The organism is Spongiactinospora gelatinilytica (assembly GCF_003236385.1).
GTDB lineage: Bacteria > Actinomycetota > Actinomycetes > Streptosporangiales > Streptosporangiaceae > Spongiactinospora > Spongiactinospora gelatinilytica.
The window spans coordinates 1-19,582 of sequence record NZ_POUA01000113.1; the positions used below are offsets into that span (position 1 = coordinate 1).

15 protein-coding genes and 2 pseudogenes are annotated in these 19,582 nt (G+C 69.0%); 11 read left to right on the forward strand and 6 right to left on the reverse strand.

The annotated features are described in order from the left end of the window. Nucleotides 1-47: 47 nt before the first annotated feature. A complete protein-coding gene (locus C1I98_RS16195) occupies nt 48-392 on the reverse strand; it encodes an MmcQ/YjbR family DNA-binding protein (RefSeq protein ID WP_111168288.1) in 345 nt (114 codons plus the stop codon). A 47-nt stretch (nt 393-439) separates the two neighbouring features. Continuing rightward, entirely contained in the window at nt 440-1,087 is a 648-nt protein-coding gene (locus tag C1I98_RS16200) for an NAD(P)H-binding protein (RefSeq protein WP_111168289.1), read from the reverse strand. A 96-nt stretch (nt 1,088-1,183) separates the two neighbouring features. Here C1I98_RS16200 and C1I98_RS46350 point away from each other — a divergent pair. The 9 genes and pseudogenes from C1I98_RS46350 to C1I98_RS16245 all read left to right on the forward strand — a co-directional run. Next, nucleotides 1,184-1,384 (forward strand): annotated as a pseudogene (locus tag C1I98_RS46350) (cupin domain-containing protein); the annotation flags it as partial. A gap of 61 nt (nt 1,385-1,445) precedes the next feature. Further along, complete coding sequence (locus C1I98_RS16210; protein WP_233507908.1) at nt 1,446-2,147, forward strand: hypothetical protein; 702 nt, start codon at nt 1,446-1,448, stop codon at nt 2,145-2,147. A 233-nt stretch (nt 2,148-2,380) separates the two neighbouring features. Continuing rightward, nucleotides 2,381-2,938: a 50S ribosomal protein L10 gene (gene rplJ, locus C1I98_RS16215; RefSeq protein WP_111168290.1), complete on the forward strand. Its 558-nt coding sequence runs from the start codon at nt 2,381-2,383 to the stop codon at nt 2,936-2,938. Nucleotides 2,939-3,010: 72 nt separating this feature from the next. Beyond that, on the forward strand, nt 3,011-3,400 hold the full coding sequence (gene rplL, locus C1I98_RS16220) for a 50S ribosomal protein L7/L12 (RefSeq protein WP_111168291.1): 390 nt from the start codon (nt 3,011-3,013) through the stop codon (nt 3,398-3,400). Nucleotides 3,401-3,616: 216 nt separating this feature from the next. Then, nucleotides 3,617-4,528, forward strand: a complete 912-nt coding sequence (locus C1I98_RS16225) for an ABC transporter ATP-binding protein (protein WP_111168292.1) — start codon at nt 3,617-3,619, stop codon at nt 4,526-4,528. Between the two features lie 195 nt (nt 4,529-4,723). After that, nucleotides 4,724-5,203 (forward strand): Rv1363c family protein, encoded by a 480-nt coding sequence (locus tag C1I98_RS16230; protein WP_111168293.1) that lies wholly within the window; start codon nt 4,724-4,726, stop codon nt 5,201-5,203. Beyond that, nucleotides 5,200-5,763, forward strand: a complete 564-nt coding sequence (locus tag C1I98_RS16235; protein WP_233507909.1) for an Rv1363c family protein — start codon at nt 5,200-5,202, stop codon at nt 5,761-5,763. Before C1I98_RS16230 ends, C1I98_RS16235 begins: the two co-directional genes overlap by 4 nt. A 466-nt stretch (nt 5,764-6,229) precedes the next feature. Then, on the forward strand, nt 6,230-9,706 hold the full coding sequence (gene rpoB, locus C1I98_RS16240) for a DNA-directed RNA polymerase subunit beta (protein WP_111168294.1): 3,477 nt from the start codon (nt 6,230-6,232) through the stop codon (nt 9,704-9,706). Between the two features lie 17 nt (nt 9,707-9,723). Continuing rightward, the gene (locus C1I98_RS16245; RefSeq protein ID WP_111168295.1) at nt 9,724-13,599 is read left to right on the forward strand and encodes a DNA-directed RNA polymerase subunit beta'; all 3,876 of its coding nucleotides are present in this window, start codon (nt 9,724-9,726) and stop codon (nt 13,597-13,599) included. Nucleotides 13,600-13,906: 307 nt separating this feature from the next. Here C1I98_RS16245 and C1I98_RS46355 read toward each other — a convergent pair. Further along, nucleotides 13,907-14,125 (reverse strand): annotated as a pseudogene (locus C1I98_RS46355) (sigma factor); the annotation flags it as partial. A gap of 79 nt (nt 14,126-14,204) precedes the next feature. On the opposite strand from C1I98_RS46355, the gene C1I98_RS16255 reads away from it, so the two are divergent. Together C1I98_RS16255 and C1I98_RS16260 are read left to right on the forward strand one after the other, a co-directional pair. Next, nucleotides 14,205-14,516 (forward strand): carboxymuconolactone decarboxylase family protein, encoded by a 312-nt coding sequence (locus C1I98_RS16255; protein WP_199536987.1) that lies wholly within the window; start codon nt 14,205-14,207, stop codon nt 14,514-14,516. Between the two features lie 121 nt (nt 14,517-14,637). Then, nucleotides 14,638-15,594, forward strand: coding sequence for a cyclase family protein (locus C1I98_RS16260; RefSeq protein WP_233507910.1), 957 nt, complete (start codon nt 14,638-14,640; stop codon nt 15,592-15,594). Nucleotides 15,595-15,819: 225 nt separating this feature from the next. Here C1I98_RS16260 and C1I98_RS16265 read toward each other — a convergent pair whose 3' ends face one another. From C1I98_RS16265 to C1I98_RS16275, 3 genes are all read right to left on the reverse strand, one after another. Continuing rightward, nucleotides 15,820-17,772: a M14 family zinc carboxypeptidase gene (locus C1I98_RS16265; RefSeq protein WP_146607474.1), complete on the reverse strand. Its 1,953-nt coding sequence runs from the start codon at nt 17,770-17,772 to the stop codon at nt 15,820-15,822. A gap of 569 nt (nt 17,773-18,341) precedes the next feature. Continuing rightward, complete coding sequence (locus C1I98_RS16270) at nt 18,342-18,647, reverse strand: hypothetical protein (RefSeq protein ID WP_233507911.1); 306 nt, start codon at nt 18,645-18,647, stop codon at nt 18,342-18,344. A 53-nt stretch (nt 18,648-18,700) separates the two neighbouring features. Beyond that, the gene (locus C1I98_RS16275; protein ID WP_111168299.1) at nt 18,701-19,474 is read right to left on the reverse strand and encodes a class I SAM-dependent methyltransferase; all 774 of its coding nucleotides are present in this window, start codon (nt 19,472-19,474) and stop codon (nt 18,701-18,703) included. Between the last annotated feature and the right edge of the window lie 108 nt (nt 19,475-19,582).

The window sequence follows — 19,582 nt, forward strand, 5'->3', positions numbered from 1 at the left end:
GACTGGTCGTCGGCAGCGTCAGAGGTGTATAAGAGACAGGGGCACCCTCACATGACCCGCTCGGCGAGACGGCGCGGGGCGACGAGGGTGTAGGAGGTGCGGACCCACTCGGCGATCTCCTGCCAGCGGTCATCGCCCGCCTGGTCGCCGACCTGGATGCGCACCCAGCCGTGCCGCCCCAGCCCGTATTCCGCGGGCTCGGCCCCCGGATCGGTGGCCACCACCGCGTCGGCCTCCTCCTTGGACAGCTTGACGCGTAAGGCCCTGACCTCGGGGTCGGTGAACACGAACGCCTTGTTGCGCACCCGGAACGTCGGCTCGCCGTCCCAGGCTTCGACGTCGACCCGAGTGGTCTCGGGCAGCCGGGCGACGATCTCTTCAAGTCTCGCCATGTTGCTCATGAACAGGCAACTTAGCGAACGGCACCGACAAAATTGAGCTACACCGACCAGGCGCCCGCCGTCGCCGCGCGGGCGGCGTAGTCGGCGAAGGCGATCGGTTCCCGCCCCAGGACGCGCCGCACGTCGCCGGTCGGTTCGACCGTGTGCCCGGCGCGGTGCAGTGCGAACATCTCGCCGAGCGCGTCGGCGACGGCCTCGGGACAGCCCTCGGCGATCAGTTCGGCCCGATAGGCGGCCGGGGTCAGCTCCACGTACTCGATGGTCCGCCCCGCCGCCCGCCCCATGATCTCGACGGCGTCGAAGTTCTGGGCGAACTCGTTGGGGCGCAGCACCGTCCACTCCGCCCCGGAGGCGGCCACGGCCCGCTCCGCGGTGGCCATGCCGGCCCCGAAGTCGCCTTCGACGTGCTCGATTCCGCGTCCGGAAAGGACCACGAAGCGCTCGACCGGCCCGTTGCGGCGGGCCTGGTCGACGAAACCGGCGATGGGGGCGGGGTCGTCGGGGGCGACCAGATACACCGCGCGGGCGCCCTTGGTCGCCGGTTCCCACGTCTGTGGGCCGGACCAGTCGAAGCGGACCGCGCTGGAGCGGGACGCCGGGCGTACCGGGAGGTCGCGTTCGCGCAGCAGTCGTACCAAACGGCGTCCGGTCTTGCCGGTCGCACCGAGAACCAGAATGTCGTCCATGCCTGACAGCCAACCGCCGGAAGGCCCGTGCGGACATGGCCGAGCGTCCGTGGGGGCTGTCTGGTCGTCCCGTTATCGTGAGCCGTATGGACCCATATGACGATCTGTTGCGTGGGGTGCGCGGCGAGGGGGCGGTCTTCGGCGCTCTCGCCGCCGTGGGCGCTCGAGTTCGATCGCGGCGCGCCCCTGACGTTGTGCCTGCCGCTGCGCGGCGAAGGGTGGATCGTCCAGGGTGAGACCGCCGAGCGGGTGCGGCGAGCCGCCGTCGTGCGCGGGCCCGAGCCCTTCGTGTTCGCCGACAGCGCCACGCCCGGCCCGGTACGGACCGCCGCGCACGACGCGCCGGTCGACCTGGCCGGTGACACGGTACCGCTCGCCGGTTCGGGCCCGCCTCGGGTACGAGCGCTACGGCGTCCACGGCACCGACGCGGGGGCGGGCGTCGCGAGCCTGCTCGGCATGATCGCCGCCGACCGGGCGACAGGCGTCCACCTGACCGGTACGTCGGCGGGCATGCCGTTCGGGCCGCCGATCGACGTCGAGGCGGTGCCCGCGGCCGACCGGGCGCGCGCCGAACGCTTCAACCGGGTCCAGCGCGACGGCCTGGGCTACCTCCACATCCAGGCCACCCGCCCCCAGACGCTCGGCTACGGGCTGAACGACTCCCCGGTGGCGCAACCGGCCTGGATCGTGGAGAAGTTCGCCGAGTGGACCGATCCGGCGGCCGCGCTGCCCGAGGAGGCCGTCGATCGGGACGACCTGCTGGCCGCGATCAGCGTCTACTGGTTCACCGGTTCGGGGGCCTCGTCCGCGCACGGCACCTACGAGGGCATGCGGGCGTACCGGGAGATGGCCGGGGATTCTGGCGACTCCAAGGCGGCGCCGTCGGTGCCCACCGGGGTCGCGGTCTTCGCGGGCGACGACACGATCAGGAGCCTGATGGACCCGGCGGGCCGGATCGGGCACTGGTCGGAGTACGACCGCGGCGGGCACTTCCCGGCTATGGAGGTGCCGGAGCTGCTGAGCGGCGACCTGCGGGACTTCTTCCGCCCGCTGCGGTGACGTGCAACAGCATGCCCTGAGGTGGGGTACTCTGGTGGATGCCGAAGACCGCCGGTCGTCGCCGAGGCAAGCTCGGTGACCCAAGGCCCCGTGAAGCGGGCGACCTGCGCAGGTGGATGTGAGTTTTCATATTGGCCGTCACTGACGTCCGATGTGCGAGCCCCGTGCGCCTGCGCCGGGGCCGTTTCGTTTCTCCGGGAGCCTTCTCCGGCGGCACATCTGGAAGGAGGCCCATGGCGAGGGCGGAAAAGGCGACTGCTGTTGCCGAGCTCAAGAGTGAGTTCGATGGCTCCAGCGCCGCCGTTCTGACCGAATACCGCGGTCTCACCGTCGCCCAGCTCAAGGAGCTGCGCGTTTCGCTCGGTGAGAATGCGAAGTTCGCCGTGGTGAAGAACACGCTGACCAAGCTGGCGGCGAACCAGGCCGGGATCTCCAGCCTGGACGACCTGCTGCAGGGCCCGTCGGCCATCGCCTTTGTCAAGGGCGACGTGGTCGAGGCGGCCAAGGGGCTGCGTGACTTCGCCAAGGCCAATCCCCTCCTGGTCATCAAGGGCGGTGTCGTCGACGGCAAGTCGATGACCCCCGCCGAGATCACCAAGCTCGCCGACCTGGAGTCCCGCGAGGTCCTGCTCGCGAAGCTGGCCGGCGCGATGAAGGCGAAGCAGAGCCACGCGGCCGCCGTGCTCAACGCGCTGCCCACCAAGATGGCCAGGCTCGCCGAGGCCCTGCGCGCCAAGAACGCCGAAGGCGGCGACGCGTCCACGGACGCCGCCGCGGGCGAGGGCGAGTAGCGCCACCGGGGGATTGCCGCAGACACCGCGGTCCCGATTCTCAGACAACGACCTAAACGGAGGAACACCACCATGGCGAAGCTCAGCACCGACGAGCTGCTCGACACGTTCAAGGAGATGACCCTTCTTGAGCTCGCCGACTTTGTGAAGCTCTTCGAGGAGACCTTCGACGTCAAGGCCGCGGCTCCGGCCGCCGTCGCCGTCGCCGCCCCCACCGGCGGTGAGGGCGCCGCCGCCGAGGCCGAGGAGCAGGATGAGTTCGACGTCATCCTGGAGGCCGCGGGCGACAAGAAGATCCAGGTCATCAAGGAGGTCCGCGCCCTCACGAGCCTGGGCCTGAAGGAGGCCAAGGACCTCGTCGACGGCGCGCCGAAGCCGCTGCTGGAGAAGGTCAACAAGGAGGCCGCGGAGAAGGCCAAGGCCGCCTTGGAGGGCGCCGGCGCCACCGTCACCGTCAAGTGACGCTCTGAGGCGTAAGCACGACCCGATCGAAGCGGGCGGTCCACCCAGGTGCCGGGTGGGCCGCCCGCTTCGCGTCTGCCGTGGGCATGTTCTGGGGCGGGACGCGGGTAACGGGGCCGTAACGTTCCATCGGCCCGGCCGGAACACGGTTTACGGTGGTTGCGCCGGCAAGTAACACGCGCGCCGGGTGATCGGCGCGACGACGGTAGGTGGGTCGTGGGAGTCGAGGTCGTGGTCGAAGGGCTGACCAAGTCGTTCGGCAGGCAGGTCATCTGGCAGGACGTCTCGCTCACTCTGCCGCCCGGCGAGATCTCGGTGCTGCTCGGCCCGTCCGGCGCGGGCAAGTCGGTCTTCCTCAAGACCCTGGTCGGGCTGCTCCCCCCGGACCGCGGCCGCATCCGGATCGACGGCCACGATCTCACCGGAGCCGGGGAGCCGCGACTGGCCGAGCTGCGCCGCCGCGTCGGCGTGGTGTTCCAGGACGGCGCGCTGCTCGGTTCGCTGACCGTGTACGACAACATCGCGCTGCCGCTGCGCGAGCACACCGCGATGCCGGAGTCCCGCGTCCGCCGGATCGCGATGGACAAGATCGAACGCGTCGGGCTGCTCGGTGCGGAGGGCAAGCGGCCCGGCGAGATCTCCGGCGCGCTGCGCAAGCGCGCCGGGCTGGCCAGGGCGCTGGTGCTCGATCCGGAGGTCGTCCTGTTCGACGAACCGGATTCCGGGCCCGACCCGGTACCGACCGCCTACCTCAACCAGCTCATCGTGGACCTCAACGCCGAGACCGGGGCCACGTTCCTGATCGTCACCCACGACCTCGACACCGCCCGTACCGTGCCCGACGACATCGGCCTGATGGACGGCCGCGAGCTGGTCATGTTCGGGCCGCGCGAGATGCTGCTGTCCAGCGACCAGCCGGTGGTGCGCCGGTTCCTCAACTCGCGCGGGCCGGGCGGGCTGCCGCCGATCCCGCCGCAGCTCATGCCGACCGGCGGGCGCATCCGCCGGACCCAGCCGGCGCCGGGGGCCTGGCTCGCCGCCAACGGCGTCGTACCGCCGCCCGGCTCGTTCCTGGACGAGCACGGGCGCGACTGGCGGGCCGAGTACCGGCGCCTGCTGGCCCCCTGATCCCCGCATCTGCCGACTTAGCCCGTGAAGACGGGTATGCCGGTCACCGTCGCGGGTTATGATCCGGCGACCAGAGGGCTCACCGGCGTGGACCACCGCCGCCGTATGGTCCGTGAGGTCCGCCGGCGACCGTGCGCAGGAGGGTGGACGCATGCAGCGACCCGGACCGCCCGCCGTACCCGAGGGGTGCGGCGGATGAGGGCGGTGGTGCTCGGGGTGCTGACCACCGTGGTCGTGGCGCTGGGCCTGCTGGCGGTGCTGCTCACGCGGTGGCTCGGCGACGAGCAGGCCGTCGCGGCCGAACGCGAGGCGGTCATCCGCGCGGCGGGGGCCCACGCGGTGAACCTCCTGTCGGTGAGCCACGACAGCGTCGAGGAGGACATCCGGCGGGTGCTGAGCAGTTCCACCGGACCGGCGCGCGACGCCTACGAGGCGGGGGTGGCGAAGCTGCGGCAGACCACGGTGGCCGACAAGGTGGTGCAGATCGGCGTACTCCGATCGGTCGGCCTGGTCTTCCTGAGCGGCGGCGAGGCCAGGGCGCTGGTCGTCGCGGACGGCGTCATCCAGTGGGAGGGCCGCAAGGCCGCGCCACGGGAGCGCTTCCACCGCTGGACGATGGACCTCACCAAGTCCGGCGGAAGCTGGCTGGTGTCGCGCTGGGAGGAGGTCCCGTGAGCCGGCGTGACGGCTCCTGGCGGGCCCGGTCGCGGGTGCGCTCCCGATCGCGCGCCTTCGTGGTCGTGGTGTCGCTGCTGACCGCGCTGGCGCTGGCGCTGGCGGGCGTCGTGCTGGTCCTGCACGCGAACCTGCGCTGGCTGCGCCAGGGCACGGAGGCGGCCAAGGAGGCGACGGAGGCGGCCCGGTCGGTGGCCCCGGACATGCTCTCCTACAACCACGCCACCGTCGAGCAGGACCTCGCCCGTGGCCGCGACCACACCACGGGCGAGCTGACCGGCCACTACAGCCGCCTGCTCCAGGTACTGGTCCCGTCCGTGCGGCAGGAGCACACCGTACGGCAGGCCGAGGTCGTCAACGCGGCCGTGGAGTCGGCCACCCCCGACCGGGTTGAGGTGCTGTTGTTCGTGGACACGACCACCACCAAGACCGTTCCAGGGGAGGACGAACCGCAGCGGCAGGTGACCCAGGACCGGGCCAGGTTCGTCATGGTCAAGTCGGGGTCGCGCTGGCTGGTGGCCGAGATGTCCACCCTGATCGGGAGCGTTCCCGCGCACTGATCGCGAGGCCGGTGAAGCCTGCCTGTCACCTCCCGGGCGTGTTCGTGTTACCCAATTGTTAGCAAAGAAAGCGTTTGAGTGAGGTGTGACAAGGGGGATGGATGCCGCAAGGGTTCCAACCGGCGGCAAGGGTTAGAACCTCCGTGTCACTCAGCGTTACCCCAGGGCGCTCGTGGGTATCGTCTGGGGTCCGGCAGCGCGGGCGAGGCACACGGAGGGGATTTCCCAGCGTGCTGGCTATCAAGTGGCTGGAATGTCGGCTCTCGGGCTTGACGTTTCGGCTCAGACGGGCGATGCTGCGAACAACGTGGAGCATGCAGCGGACGTAGAGTGGACAGGTGTATGCCATTGGGCTACACTGCTCCTTTGCGCTGCCCTTTGACGACCTCGCTTCTCTCCGTAGTCTTGCGAGGTTGTCTGGCGTGCGTGTAGATCAGTCCGCCGCGAGCCCTCGGAAGGACATCTGTTGGCAGCCTCGCGCAACGCCTCCGCCGTACCCGCTGGTCCCCGTCGAGTGTCATTCTCGCGTATCCAGGAGCCTTTCGAGGTTCCTGATCTTCTCGCCCTGCAGACCGAGTCGTTCGACTGGCTGCTCGGCAACGAGAAGTGGAAGGCCCGGGTCGAGGCGGCTCGCCAGGCCGGGCGCAAGGACGTTCCGGCCCAGTCCGGTCTCGAAGAGATCTTTGAAGAGATCAGTCCCATCGAGGACTTCTCCGGAACCATGTCCCTGTCGTTCCGCGATCACCGGTTCGAGCCGCCGAAGCACTCCGTCGATGAGTGCAAAGACAAGGACATGACCTACTCCGCCCCGATGTTCGTCACGGCGGAGTTCATCAACAACACCACCGGTGAGATCAAGAGCCAGACGGTGTTCATGGGCGACTTCCCGCTCATGACCTCCAAGGGCACCTTCATCATCAACGGCACCGAGCGTGTCGTGGTCTCGCAGTTGGTGCGGTCCCCCGGCGTCTACTTCGAGCGCAACGTCGACAAGATCTCGGACAAGGACATCTACGGATGCAAGGTGATCCCCTCCCGGGGCGCCTGGCTGGAGTTCGAGATCGACAAGCGCGACGCCGTGGGCGTGCGCATCGACCGTAAGCGCAAGCAACCGGTGACGGTGCTGCTGAAGGCGCTCGGCTGGACGAACGACCGGATCTTGGAGCGGTTCGGTCAGTTCGAGTCGATGCGGGCGACCCTGGAGAAGGACCACACGGCCGGCCAGGACGACGCGTTGCTCGACATCTACCGCAAGCTGCGGCCGGGTGAGCCGCCGACCAAGGAGTCGGCGCAGACGCTGCTGGAGAACCTCTACTTCAACCACAAGCGGTACGACCTGGCGAAGGTCGGCCGGTACAAGATCAACAAAAAGCTGGGCGTCGATTCCGAGATCAACCAGGGCACGCTCACCGAAGAAGACATCGTCGGCACGATCGAGTACCTGGTCCGGCTGCACGCCGGCGAGGACTCCATGCCCGGCGCCTCCGGTGAGGTCGTGGTCGAGGTCGACGACATCGACCACTTCGGCAACCGCCGCCTGCGCACGGTCGGCGAACTGATCCAAAACCAGGTCCGTCTGGGCCTGGCCCGGATGGAGCGCGTGGTCCGCGAGCGGATGACCACCCAGGACGTCGAGGCGATCACGCCGCAGACCCTGATCAACATCCGCCCGGTCGTCGCGTCGATCAAGGAGTTCTTCGGCACCTCGCAGCTCTCGCAGTTCATGGCGCAGGAGAACCCGCTGGCCGGCCTCACGCACAAGCGGCGGCTGTCCGCGCTCGGCCCGGGTGGTCTTTCCCGTGAGCGCGCCGGGTTCGAGGTCCGTGACGTACACCCGTCCCACTACGGCCGGATGTGCCCGATCGAGACGCCGGAAGGCCCCAACATCGGCCTGATCGGTTCGCTGTCCTCCTACGGCAGGGTCAACTCCTTCGGTTTCGTGGAGACCCCCTACCGCAAGGTCGTCGATGGCAAGGTCACCGAGCAGATCGACTACCTCACCGCCGACGAGGAGGACCGCTACGTCAAGGCGCAGGCCAACACGCCGCTGAACGCGGACGGCTCGTTCGCCGAGAGCCGGGTGCTGGTCCGCACCAAGGGCGGTGAGACCGAGCTCGCCCGTGCCGAGGAGGTCGACTACATCGACGTCTCGCCGCGCCAGATGGTGTCGGTGGCGACCGCAATGATCCCCTTCCTGGAGCACGACGACGCCAACCGCGCCCTGATGGGCTCCAACATGCAGCGCCAGTCGGTGCCCCTGCTGAAGAGCGAGGCCCCGCTGGTCGGCACCGGCATGGAGTACCGCGCGGCCACCGACGCCGGTGACGTGATCATCGCCGAGAAGGCCGGTGTGGTCGAGGAGGTCTCCGCCGACTACGTGACCGTGCTGAACGACGACGGCACGCGGACCACCTACCGCGTCGCCAAGTTCAAGCGGTCCAACCAGGGCACCTGCTACAACCAGAAGCCCATCGTGGACGAGGGCGCGCGGGTCGAGATCGGCCAGGTCATCGCCGACGGCCCCTGCACCGACCAGGGCGAGATGGCGCTGGGCAAGAACCTGCTGGTGGCGTTCATGCCCTGGGAGGGTCACAACTACGAGGACGCGATCATCCTGTCCCAGCGGCTGGTCCAGGACGACGTGCTGTCCTCGATCCACATCGAGGAGCACGAGGTCGACGCCCGGGACACCAAGCTGGGGCCCGAGGAGATCACCAGGGACATCCCCAACGTCTCCGAGGAGGTCCTCGCCGACCTCGACGAGCGCGGCATCATCCGGATCGGCGCCGAGGTGACCCCTGGCGACATCCTGGTCGGCAAGGTCACCCCCAAGGGTGAGACCGAGCTGACCCCGGAGGAGCGGCTGCTGCGCGCGATCTTCGGGGAGAAGGCCCGGGAGGTCCGCGACACCTCGCTGAAGGTGCCGCACGGTGAGTCCGGCAAGGTCATCGGCGTCCGCGTCTTCAGCCGCGAGGAGGGCGACGAGCTCCCGCCCGGCGTGAACGAGCTGGTCCGCGTCTACGTGGCGCAGAAGCGTAAGATCACCGATGGTGACAAGCTGGCCGGCCGGCACGGCAACAAGGGCGTGATCTCCAAGATCCTGCCGGTGGAGGACATGCCGTTCCTGGAGGACGGCACGCCGGTGGACATCATCCTCAACCCGCTGGGCGTGCCCGGCCGGATGAACGTCGGCCAGGTGCTGGAGACCCACCTGGGGTGGATCGCCGCCCGCGGCTGGGACCTCAACGGCGTCGAGGAGGCGTGGGCCGAGCGGCTGCGCGACAAGGGCTTCGGCGAGGTCGAGCCCCGCACCAACGTGGCCACCCCGGTCTTCGACGGCGCCGACGAGGAAGAGATCACCGGTCTGCTGGCGAACACCCTGGTCAACAGGGACGGCGAGCGGATGGTCGGGGTCAACGGCAAGGCACGGCTGTTCGACGGCCGTTCCGGCGAGCCGTTCCCGCACCCGATCTCGGTCGGTTACATCTACATCCTGAAGCTGCTGCACCTGGTGGACGACAAGATCCACGCGCGTTCCACCGGCCCGTACTCGATGATCACCCAGCAGCCGCTGGGCGGTAAGGCGCAGTTCGGCGGGCAGCGGTTCGGCGAGATGGAGGTGTGGGCGCTGGAGGCCTACGGCGCGGCCTACGCGCTGCAGGAACTGCTGACCATCAAGTCCGACGACGTGACCGGCCGGGTGAAGGTCTATGAGGCGATCGTCAAGGGCGAGAACATCCCCGAGCCGGGCATCCCGGAATCCTTCAAGGTGTTGATCAAGGAAATGCAGTCGCTGTGTCTCAACGTGGAGGTGCTCTCCAGCGACGGTATGTCCATCGAGATGCGCGACACCGACGAAGACGTCTTCCGCGCGGCAGAGGAGCTCGGGATCGATCTAGCCAGGCGCCCTAACGAGGGTGCCATGAGCGTCGACGAGGTCTAATTCAAAGGGGGTATGAAATGCTCGACGTCAATTTCTTCGACGAGCTGCGAATTGGCCTCGCCACGGCTGACGACATCCGCCAGTGGTCGCACGGTGAGGTCAAGAAGCCGGAGACGATCAACTACCGGACTCTCAAGCCGGAAAAGGACGGCCTCTTCTGCGAGAAGATCTTCGGCCCGACCCGCGACTGGGAGTGCTACTGCGGCAAGTACAAGCGGGTCCGGTTCAAGGGCATCATCTGTGAGCGCTGCGGCGTCGAGGTGACCCGTGCCAAGGTGCGCCGTGAGCGGATGGGCCACATCGAGCTGGCCGCGCCGGTCACCCACATCTGGTACTTCAAGGGCGTGCCGTCCCGGCTCGGCTACCTGCTCGACCTGGCCCCGAAGGACCTGGAGAAGGTCATCTACTTCGCGGCCTACATGATCACGCAGGTGGACACCGAGACGCGTGACCGCGACCTGCCGTCCCTGGAGGCCAAGATCTCCGTGGAGCGGCAGCACATCGAGCAGCGCCGCGACGCCGACATCGAGGGTCGCCAGAAGAAGCTGGAGGCCGACCTCGCCGAGCTTGAGGCCGCCGGCGCCAAGGGCGACCAGCGCCGCAAGGTCCGTGAGGGCGCCGACCGCGAGATGCGCCAGCTCCGCGACCGGGCCCAGCGCGAGCTGGACCGGCTGGAGGAGGTCTGGTCCCGCTTCAAGAACCTCAAGGTCCAAGACCTTGAGGGCGACGAGCTCCTCTACCGCGAGATGCGCGACCGCTTCGGCCGCTACTTCCGCGGTGGCATGGGCGCCCAGGCCATCCAGGAGCGGCTGGTCAACTTCGACCTCGACGCCGAGGCGGAGAACCTCCGGGAGACCATCCGCAGCGGCAAGGGCCAGAAGAAGGCCCGCGCGCTCAAGCGGCTCAAGGTCGTCTCGGCGTTCCTCAACACCCGCAACTCGCCCAACGGCATGGTCCTGGACTGCATCCCGGTCATCCCGCCGGACCTGCGCCCGATGGTGCAGCTCGACGGTGGCCGGTTCGCCACCTCCGACCTCAACGACCTGTACCGCCGGGTCATCAACCGGAACAACCGCCTCAAGCGTCTGCTCGACCTCGGCGCGCCCGAGATCATCGTGAACAACGAGAAGCGGATGCTCCAGGAGGCCGTGGACGCGCTGTTCGACAACGGCCGCCGCGGACGGCCGGTGACCGGCCCCGGCAACCGGCCGCTGAAGTCGCTGTCGGACATGCTGAAGGGCAAGCAGGGCCGGTTCCGCCAGAACCTGCTCGGCAAGCGCGTCGACTACTCCGGCCGAAGCGTCATCGTCGTCGGCCCGCAGCTCAAGCTGCACCAGTGCGGCCTGCCCAAGCAGATGGCGCTGGAGCTGTTCAAGCCGTTCGTGATGAAGCGCCTGGTCGATCTCAACCACGCGCAGAACATCAAGTCGGCCAAGCGCATGGTCGAGCGCGCCCGCGCCGTGGTGTGGGACGTCCTGGAAGAGGTCATCACCGAGCACCCGGTGCTGCTCAACCGGGCGCCGACCCTGCACCGCCTGGGCATCCAGGCGTTCGAGCCGCAGCTCGTGGAGGGCAAGGCCATCCAGATCCACCCGCTCGTGTGTACCGCGTTCAACGCGGACTTCGACGGTGACCAGATGGCCGTCCACCTGCCGCTGTCGGCCGAGGCGCAGGCCGAGGCCCGCATCCTGATGCTGTCCACCAACAACATCCTCAAGCCGGCCGACGGCAAGCCGGTGACGATGCCCACCCAGGACATGGTCATCGGGCTCTACTGGCTGACCACGCAGAAGGACGAAGCGCCCGGCGCGGGCCGTACCTTCAGCTCGGTCAGCGAGGCGCTGATGGCCTACGACCGGCGCGAGCTGGACATCCAGGCCGAGATCAACATTCGGTTCAAGGAAGTGGCCCCGCCGCGCGGCTGGGCCGCGCCCGAGGGCTGGGAGTCCGGCGACCCACTGCGGCTGACCACCACGCTGGGCCGTTGCCTGTTCAACGAGACGCTGCCCGCCGACCTGCCGTTCGTCAACTACCAGGTCGGCAAGAAGCAGCTTTCGGCGATCGTCAACGAGCTGGCGGAGAGCTACCCCAAGGTCGAGGTGGCCACCGCGCTGGACGCGCTGAAGGACGCCGGATTCCACTGGGCGACCCGGGCCGGCGTGACCATCTCCATCGACGACGTGGTGGCCCCGCCGAACAAGGCGACCATCATGGAGGACTACGAGCGCCGGGCCGAGAAGGTCCAGCGCGAGTACGAGCGTGGTCTGATCACCGACGAGGAGCGCCGTCAGGAGCTCATCGAGATCTGGACCCACGCCACCGCCGACGTCGAGACCGACCTGGTGAACGCGTTCCCGAACACCAACTCGGTCTGGATGATGGTCAACTCCGGCGCCCGTGGTAACAAGATGCAGGTCCGGCAGATCGCCGGTATCCGCGGCCTGGTGTCCAACACCAAGGGTGAGACGATCCCGCGGCCGATCAAGTCCTCGTTCCGCGAGGGCCTGTCGGTGCTGGAGTACTTCATCTCCACCCACGGTCAGCGGAAGGGTCTGGCGGACACCGCGCTGCGGACCGCCGACTCCGGTTACCTGACCAGGCGACTGGTCGACGTGGCCCAGGACGTCATCGTCCGTGACATCGACTGCGGTACCGACCGTACCGTCCCGCTGCACGTCGCCGAGCGCGACTCGGCCGGCAACCTGGTCCGCGCGGAGAACGCCGAGACCAACGTGCACGGCCGGATCCTGGCCGAGGACGTCGAGGTGGACGGCAAGGTCATCGCGGCCTCCGGCGTCGACATCAACGACCCCGTGGTCGACGCGCTGGTCGCGGCCGGTGTGGAGACCGTGCGCACCCGCAGCGCGCTGGTGTGCGAGGCCAAGATCGGTGTCTGCGCGACCTGCTACGGCCGTTCGCTGGCCACCGGCAAGCTGGTGGACGTCGGCGAGGCGGTCGGCATCATCGCCGCGCAGTCCATCGGCGAGCCCGGCACCCAGCTCACCATGCGGACCTTCCACACCGGTGGTGTGGCGGGCGCCGACATCACGCACGGCCTGCCGCGTGTGACCGAGCTGTTCGAGGCGCGCATCCCCAAGGGTGTCGCCCCGATCACCGAGGTCAGCGGTCGCGTCCGGATCGACGAGACGGACAAGACCCGCAAGGTGGTCATCACCCCGGACGACGGCTCCGAAGAGGTCGCCTACCCGGTGTCGATGCGTGCGCGGCTCCAGGTGTCGGAAGGCCAGCGGGTCGAGGTCGGCCAGCAGCTCGTGGCCGGCGCGATCAACCCCAACGAGGTGCTGCGCATCCTCGGCCCCCGGGCCGTGCAGCTCCACCTCGTGGCGGAGGTCCAGCAGGTCTACCGGTCGCAGGGTGTGTCGATCCACGACAAGCACATCGAGATCATCGTCAGGCAGATGCTCAAGCGGGTCAACGTGCTGGAGTCGGGCGACACCGACCTCCTGCCCGGCGAGCTGGTCGAGCGTCCGCGCTTCGAGGCGATGAACCGCGAGTGCGTCGCCGAGGGCGGCTCCCCGGCCTCCGGACGTCCGGTGCTCATGGGCATCACCAAGGCGTCGCTGGCCACCGAGTCGTGGCTGTCGGCGGCCTCCTTCCAGGAGACGACCAGGGTCCTCACCGACGCGGCGATTCACGCCAAGTCCGACTCCCTGCTCGGCCTCAAGGAGAACGTCATCATCGGTAAGCTCATCCCGGCCGGTACGGGCATGCCCCAGTACCGCAACATCCGGGTCGAGCCGACCGAGGAGGCCAAGGCGGCGATGTACACGGTCGGCGGCTACGACGGCAGCGCGGCCGACTACACCTTCGGCACAGGGAGCGGCGAGGCCGTTCCGCTGGAGGAGTACGACTTCGGCCAGTACAACCGCTGACCCCTTGCTCCACCGAGACGGCCGCCCCGCGCGAAAGCGCGGGGCGGCCGCTTTTCGTCCGAGGGGCCCATGCTCAGCAGCACAGGACGGTCTCCCGCTCCATGTACGACAGCTTCTCGGGGTTGCGCACGGCGTAGAGCCCGGTGATGAGGCCGTCGTCGCTGCGCACCGCCATGACGGTGTCGATCTCGCCGTTCAGCCGGACGATCAGCGCGGGATGACCGTTGACGTGTGCCGGCTGCAGAGCCACGGCGGCGATCCGGCCCAGCACGCGGGCCACCGCGCCGGCTCCCACGATGGGCGCCGGCGCGGGTTGGTCCGGCACGATGGCGTGATCGACGCCCGTCCACCGCAGCCAGGTCTCCTGCAGGACGTCTTCGCTGTCGGCGGCCGAGCCGAGCATCTCGTAGGCGACGGTGAACAACAGGTTGCGGTGGGCGACGAACGCCTCGGTGGCGGAGTCAATGGCATCACTGTGGGAGTGTGGCCCGGTCGTGCCCGCGGCCGGCTCGCTGCGTTCGTCCATTACCGGCTCCTGCCTGTCCGTTCTCGACCGTGCCATGCATACGATGCCGGTTTCCGCAGTTATGTGACAGCGGTGGGCGATGGCCGCCGCGGTCGCCGGGGAGACCGCGGTCCGGCTGCACCTGGTCGCCGCCTGGCGCGAGTCCACCGTGTTCACCGAGGCCGAGCGGGCCGCGCTGACGCTCGCCGAGGAGGGCACCCGGCTCGCCGACGTCCACCCCGGCGTGTCCGACGAGACCTGGGCCCGGGTGCGCGAGCACTACGACGACGACCAGATCGTCGCGCTGGTCTCGCTGATCGCCATGATCAACGCGACCAATCGGCTCAACGTGATCGTGCGCAACCCGGGTGGCTCCTACGAGCCCGGCATGTTCACCGGCCTGTCGAGCTGATCGGCGGGCCGACCGCGGCCCGGCCCGAGATCGTTCGATCGGGCCGGGCCTGCGACCGAGAATGCGGGATACCCTGCCTGCGGTGCCTCGGAACGACGTGACCGGAGGAGTCGATGCTGGAATGACGGCAGGGCGGCCGATGCCGACACAGGACGACGTGCTCGGGTACTTCGACACGCTGTCGAACTGGGGACGGTGGGGCGATGACGACGAACTCGGCACCCTGAACCACATCACCGACGACGTCCGGCTGGCGGCGGCGCGGGCCGTGCGCCATGGCAGGAGCGTGTCGTGCGCATGGGAGGTCGCCGTACCAGAGGAGATGGAGCGGTCGACGACGACGTGCCCGTGCGCCGCCGACATGCCGGGCGCTGAGAACATGCCGGTGCCCGGATTCCGCAATGACCGGCGCTGGGGCTTTTCCACCGAGCGGCTCGGCGTCACCTTCCACGGCAACACCCTCACCCACATCGACTCGCCGTGCCACATCTACTGGGACGGCACGATGTACAACGGGCGGTCGCACTCGCTGGTCGACGCCGCAACGGGATCGTCGTGGGCGTCCGTCACGGCGGCGGCGAACGGGATCATCACGCGTGGTGTCCTGCTGGACATCGCCGGTGTGCGGGGTGTGCCGTGGTTGGAACCGGGGCAGGGTGTGTTTCCCGACGATCTTGAAGAGGCCGAGCGTCGCCAGGGGGTGCGGGTGCGATCCGGCGATGCGGTACTCCTGCGGACCGGCTATGGCCGCGTCCGGCACGAGAGCGGTGCGGCCGGCGGTTTCACGCAGGCCGGGTGGCACGCGTCCTGCCTGCCGTGGCTGCACGAACGGGAGGTCGCGCTTATCGGCGCCGACACCCCCCAGGACGTTCAGCCATCGGGGTGCGAAGACGTGTTGATGCCGGTCCACGCCGTGAGCCTGGTTGCCATGGGTCTGTGGATGCTCGACAACTGCGACCTGGAGGCGTGCGCGGCGACGGCCGCCGAGCTCGGCCAGTGGGACTTCCACCTCGCCGTCGCGCCGGTCCGTTTCGCCGGTACGTCCGGCAGCCCGGTCAACCCGATCGCCACATTTTGACCGCGTGGTCATAATCGGCGAGCCGATCGGGAGCCGGGCGGCACGAGCACCTCAAGGCGGGGTGTTGCGGCGTGCGATGACTGCCGGCCGGACCGACGTTGGATCCGCCGCCCTGCGGCCCGCCCTGATCAGGACGGGCCCGTTTGGAGGCCGCCTACGAAGAGGCGGCACGCGGGCGTTCACCCGGGCCGTACGCCCGGGTGAACGCTCAGAAGGAACTACGCGTCAGCGTTCCCGGTAGTCGGCGGCGACGCCGACCAGCGAGATCAGGCCGGAGGCGAACTCCATCGCCTCGGCATGGGCCTCCTCGAACGCCGGTTGGAAGCCCACGCCCTCCCAGCGGCCGGTCTCGGGGTTGTAGATGTCGTTGCCGACCTCGAAGTCCCAGCCGAAGATGCCGTAGTCGTACCACAGCTCGTCGGCCGAGTTGCCCGCCGCGGAGTACAGGACGTCGGTGACCGGGCCGGTCTTCTGCGGCCAGGTGACGGTGCCCCGTTCGGCGGCGATGGCCTCTTCGATGGTGCGCGCGGAGCGCAGGAAGTACGCCTCCTGTTCGGCGGTCGGACGGGGGAGGGTGACGCGGCCCTCCTGCTTGTAGGAGCCGGGCGGCCACATGAAGTAGCCGCCGTAGCTGTGCACGTTCAGGGCGAACTTGATGTTGCGGAACCTCTGCGCCAGCCAGATGACGTTACGGCTCTCGGGTTCGGAATGCTCGGCGGGGCCGGCGAAGGTGCCGGACCGGCAGTTGCTCGACGCCCCGAAATATCCGTCATGGAGGGAGCCTGCGGCGTAGTTGCGGTTGATGTCCACCCCCCAGGTGTCGCGCTGCGCCGGGTCGGACTGCTGCGCGGGGCAGTGGTTCGTCATGTTCTTACGCTGGAAGTTGTAGTCGTAGAAGCTGTAGTTGGCCCCGTCGGGGTTGACCGTCGGCACGATGAAGACCTCGGTCTCGCGCAGCAGCCGGCGGGTGGCGCGGTCGTTGTCGTAGTTGCGCAGCAGCCGTTCCGCCGCCTCGATGGTGACCAGCGGCGTCACCCACTCCCTGGCGTGCTCCTGGGAGTAGGCGAGCACGCCGGTGCGCGAGCCGTCGCGGTGGACGCCGATGCGCAGCGCCAGCACCCGCGCGGGGTCGCGGGAGACGTCGGCGGGGGCCTTGAGGGAGTCGGTGAGCTGGGTGAGCGGTACCGGTGCCAGGATGCCCGCGCCCGGGTCCGTACGGTAGGGCGACGCCTGGATGCGGGTGCCCTTGGTGGCGTTGATCGCCACGACGACCTGGGCGACCGTGCTGGCGGGGGCGCCGGAGGCGTCGGTGGCCAGGCTGACGGTGAGCTGCTTGCCGTCCATCTGGACGGCGAGCGCCCGGTTGGGCGTGCCGGGGGTGACGATCTCGGCGGACAGGTCGTTGCCGCCCTCGGAGCCGTAGGCGTGCGAGGTCAGGGTGAGGGCGTTGGGCGGGGTGCCGAGCTGGGCCTGGGCGTGCCGGCGGTAGCCGTTGGTGAGGTTCGGCAGCGCGATGATGTCGGTGAGCTTGGGGTAGCGCCGGTGCAGCGCCTTGATCCGCTCGTTGAGCTGCGCGGGCGGCATGTACTGGCTGATGAAGTCCTTCTCGTAACCACGGCCGTGGCGGTCGGGACGCTCGCCGCCCGGCCACCGGGTGACCTTGGCCTGCGCCTTACCGCCGCTCGCCGAGGTGACGGTCACCCAGAGGGGCTCCTGCTCGGCCAGGACCGGCGACACGACCTCATGGCCCAGGTAGACCCCGAAGTTCTCGAAGCCGACGAGCGGTGCTTCCCCGCTGGTGCCCTTCTTGCCCTTCCAGGCCACGCTGAGCGAGGCCGCCGCCCCGCCGCTGCTGGACGCCTCGACCGACAGGAAGTGCCGGCCGCCGGACTTGTACCAGACCGCCCGCTCGATCACGATCTGGTCGGGCGCGGCCGAGGTCTGCGGGGCCCGCTTGGCGGGCGGCGGAGTACCGGGCGCGAGCGTCGCGCCCAGCGAACGCAGACCGGCCAGTTCGGTCGGTGTGACGACCGCGTCCACCTGGATGCTGCCGTCGGCCTGGGGCCGCACCCGCGCGGTCAGATCGGTCCCCGAGGCGACCAGCCGCTCCAGCGCGGCCCGGTCGGGGACGGAGAGCACGACGATGGACGCCGGCTCCGGGTCGGTCGGCCCGGCCACCGCCGGGACCGACGGCTCCGAGCTCAGAAATGTGGTGAGAACCATTGTCAAAACGACTGCGGATACCCGCAATGCACGCATCGGCTCCTCCTGGATCACCGCTATGGAGATCATTGAAAGCCGACGCGACGGGACCTACAAGCCCTCACTTAGGAAAATGTGAAGAAAGCTGGACAGTGTCATTTGACCGGCTTTCTTGGGATATCACCTGAACAACTATTCAAGCATTCTTCGGCGAATGCCTGCTTACCTGTGGTTTCCGGCTCGCGCACAGCCGGTGGAGGCGGCGCAGCCCGTACGGCCGAGCGCGTACACCACGGCGAGCAGGCGGCTCGCGGCGCGTCGTCCTCGGACGGGATCGCCAGGGCGCGCGGTACGGCGGCGCGTGCCGGTACCGTCTCGGCGATATCGGCGCACTTGGGATCTTCTTCCCTAGATGCGGCGCTAATAGGGGAAGTGAGCGGACCGGCTGGTTTCTTACGCGATATGCGGCCCGGAACGCATGACGGGGCCCACGTGAGATCGGGCGAGCGAACTCACGTGGGCGTTCTTGGTTTACTGGTGGGCGGTCAGGTACCGGTGATGGACGGCTCCCGCTGTTCGTGGCGGCGTTGGTGGCGGTGTTCGTGGGTGAAGTCGTGCGTACCGCCCGACTCCTCGCAGTGCGTCTCCTCGACGCGCAGCGCGACCCCCATGGCGACGAACGTGGGCGCCCACTCCCCGATGAAGATCCCCCATCGGTCCGCCCGGTCCAGGCCGGCCCCCTCCAATTGCCGGGATGTGAGCCACGTGGCGAACGACAGGCCGACCGAGATGATCCCGGCCGCGTACATGGCACCTGAACGGACGCCCATCTTGTGGAGTGTTCGGATCATGTTCCCCCCCGATCCTGCGTCTCCGCTCACCTGCCCCACCTGCGGGGATGAAACTACCGGCGCCGGGAGACCCGCAGTTCGGTGAGGTACCGCTTGACCACGCGCCCGCCGTACCGCGCGTCGGCGAGCGCGGCCACGCAGTTCAGCAGGCCCGTTCGGGCGGCGGACCCCAGCGCGCGGTGCCCGGAGTAGGTGCGCAGCAGGTCGATGTAGTGCTCGGTCGAGTAGGCCAGCTCCCACTCGTACCTGAAGAAGGCCGGCGGGTCCAAGCCCTCCGAGGTCTCCACCTCTTCCCGGTCGTAGGGGATCTCGGCGGCGGGGGACAGACGCAGCCCGGGCGGTGTCGCCGGGTCGAACCGCTCGTAGCACGCCTGCACCTCGTGGAAGAAGTCGACGCTGCCGCCCAGGACATGGTGGGTGGCGACCGTAGCCAGCACCCCGTCGGGGCGCAGCGCCTGCGCGGACTTCGCGATCCGCACGTCGGGATCGATCCAGTGGAAGGCCGTCGCCGACACCACCGCATCGAACGGCCGGGCGGGCAGCGGCCAGTCCTCGAACGCCGATGTCACCACCTTGACCAGCGGGAACACGCGCAGGTTGCGGCGGGCGCGCTCGACCGCCACGACCTCCCAGCCGCGCCGGGCCATCGGGACGGTGGCCTGCCCGGTCCCCGGCCCGATCTCCAGCACCAGGGAGCCGGTACCGAGCCCCGCCACGCCCGCCAGGTCGTCGAACATCGCCTCGGGGTAGCTCGGACGGACCCGGTCGTAGAGCGCGGGGTCCTCGGTGAAGGTCGCGCGCAGGCTCTCGCGCTGGTCGTCGGCCATGATCCCGGAGCCTAGCGGCGCCCGAACCATCGTGGAGCACAAGGGTTACGTCGTCCAGCCGGAGGGGTTCGCCGCGGGACTGTGGGGCGTCCTGGGCGGCTGAGGGGC

What these genes read in the sequence shown, in the direction of transcription:
- C1I98_RS16195 (WP_111168288.1), bottom strand. Translation starts at nt 392, where the DNA reads ATGGCGAGACTTGAAGAGATCGTCGCCCGGCTGCCCGAGACCACTCGG.
- C1I98_RS16200 (WP_111168289.1), bottom strand. Translation starts at nt 1,087, where the DNA reads ATGGACGACATTCTGGTTCTCGGTGCGACCGGCAAGACCGGACGCCGT.
- rplJ (WP_111168290.1), top strand. Translation starts at nt 2,381, where the DNA reads ATGGCGAGGGCGGAAAAGGCGACTGCTGTTGCCGAGCTCAAGAGTGAG.
- rplL (WP_111168291.1), top strand. Translation starts at nt 3,011, where the DNA reads ATGGCGAAGCTCAGCACCGACGAGCTGCTCGACACGTTCAAGGAGATG.
- C1I98_RS16230 (WP_111168293.1), top strand. Translation starts at nt 4,724, where the DNA reads ATGAGGGCGGTGGTGCTCGGGGTGCTGACCACCGTGGTCGTGGCGCTG.
- C1I98_RS16245 (WP_111168295.1), top strand. Translation starts at nt 9,724, where the DNA reads ATGCTCGACGTCAATTTCTTCGACGAGCTGCGAATTGGCCTCGCCACG.
- C1I98_RS16255 (WP_199536987.1), top strand. Translation starts at nt 14,205, where the DNA reads ATGGCCGCCGCGGTCGCCGGGGAGACCGCGGTCCGGCTGCACCTGGTC.
- C1I98_RS16260 (WP_233507910.1), top strand. Translation starts at nt 14,638, where the DNA reads ATGACGGCAGGGCGGCCGATGCCGACACAGGACGACGTGCTCGGGTAC.
- C1I98_RS16270 (WP_233507911.1), bottom strand. Translation starts at nt 18,647, where the DNA reads ATGATCCGAACACTCCACAAGATGGGCGTCCGTTCAGGTGCCATGTAC.
- C1I98_RS16275 (WP_111168299.1), bottom strand. Translation starts at nt 19,474, where the DNA reads ATGGCCGACGACCAGCGCGAGAGCCTGCGCGCGACCTTCACCGAGGAC.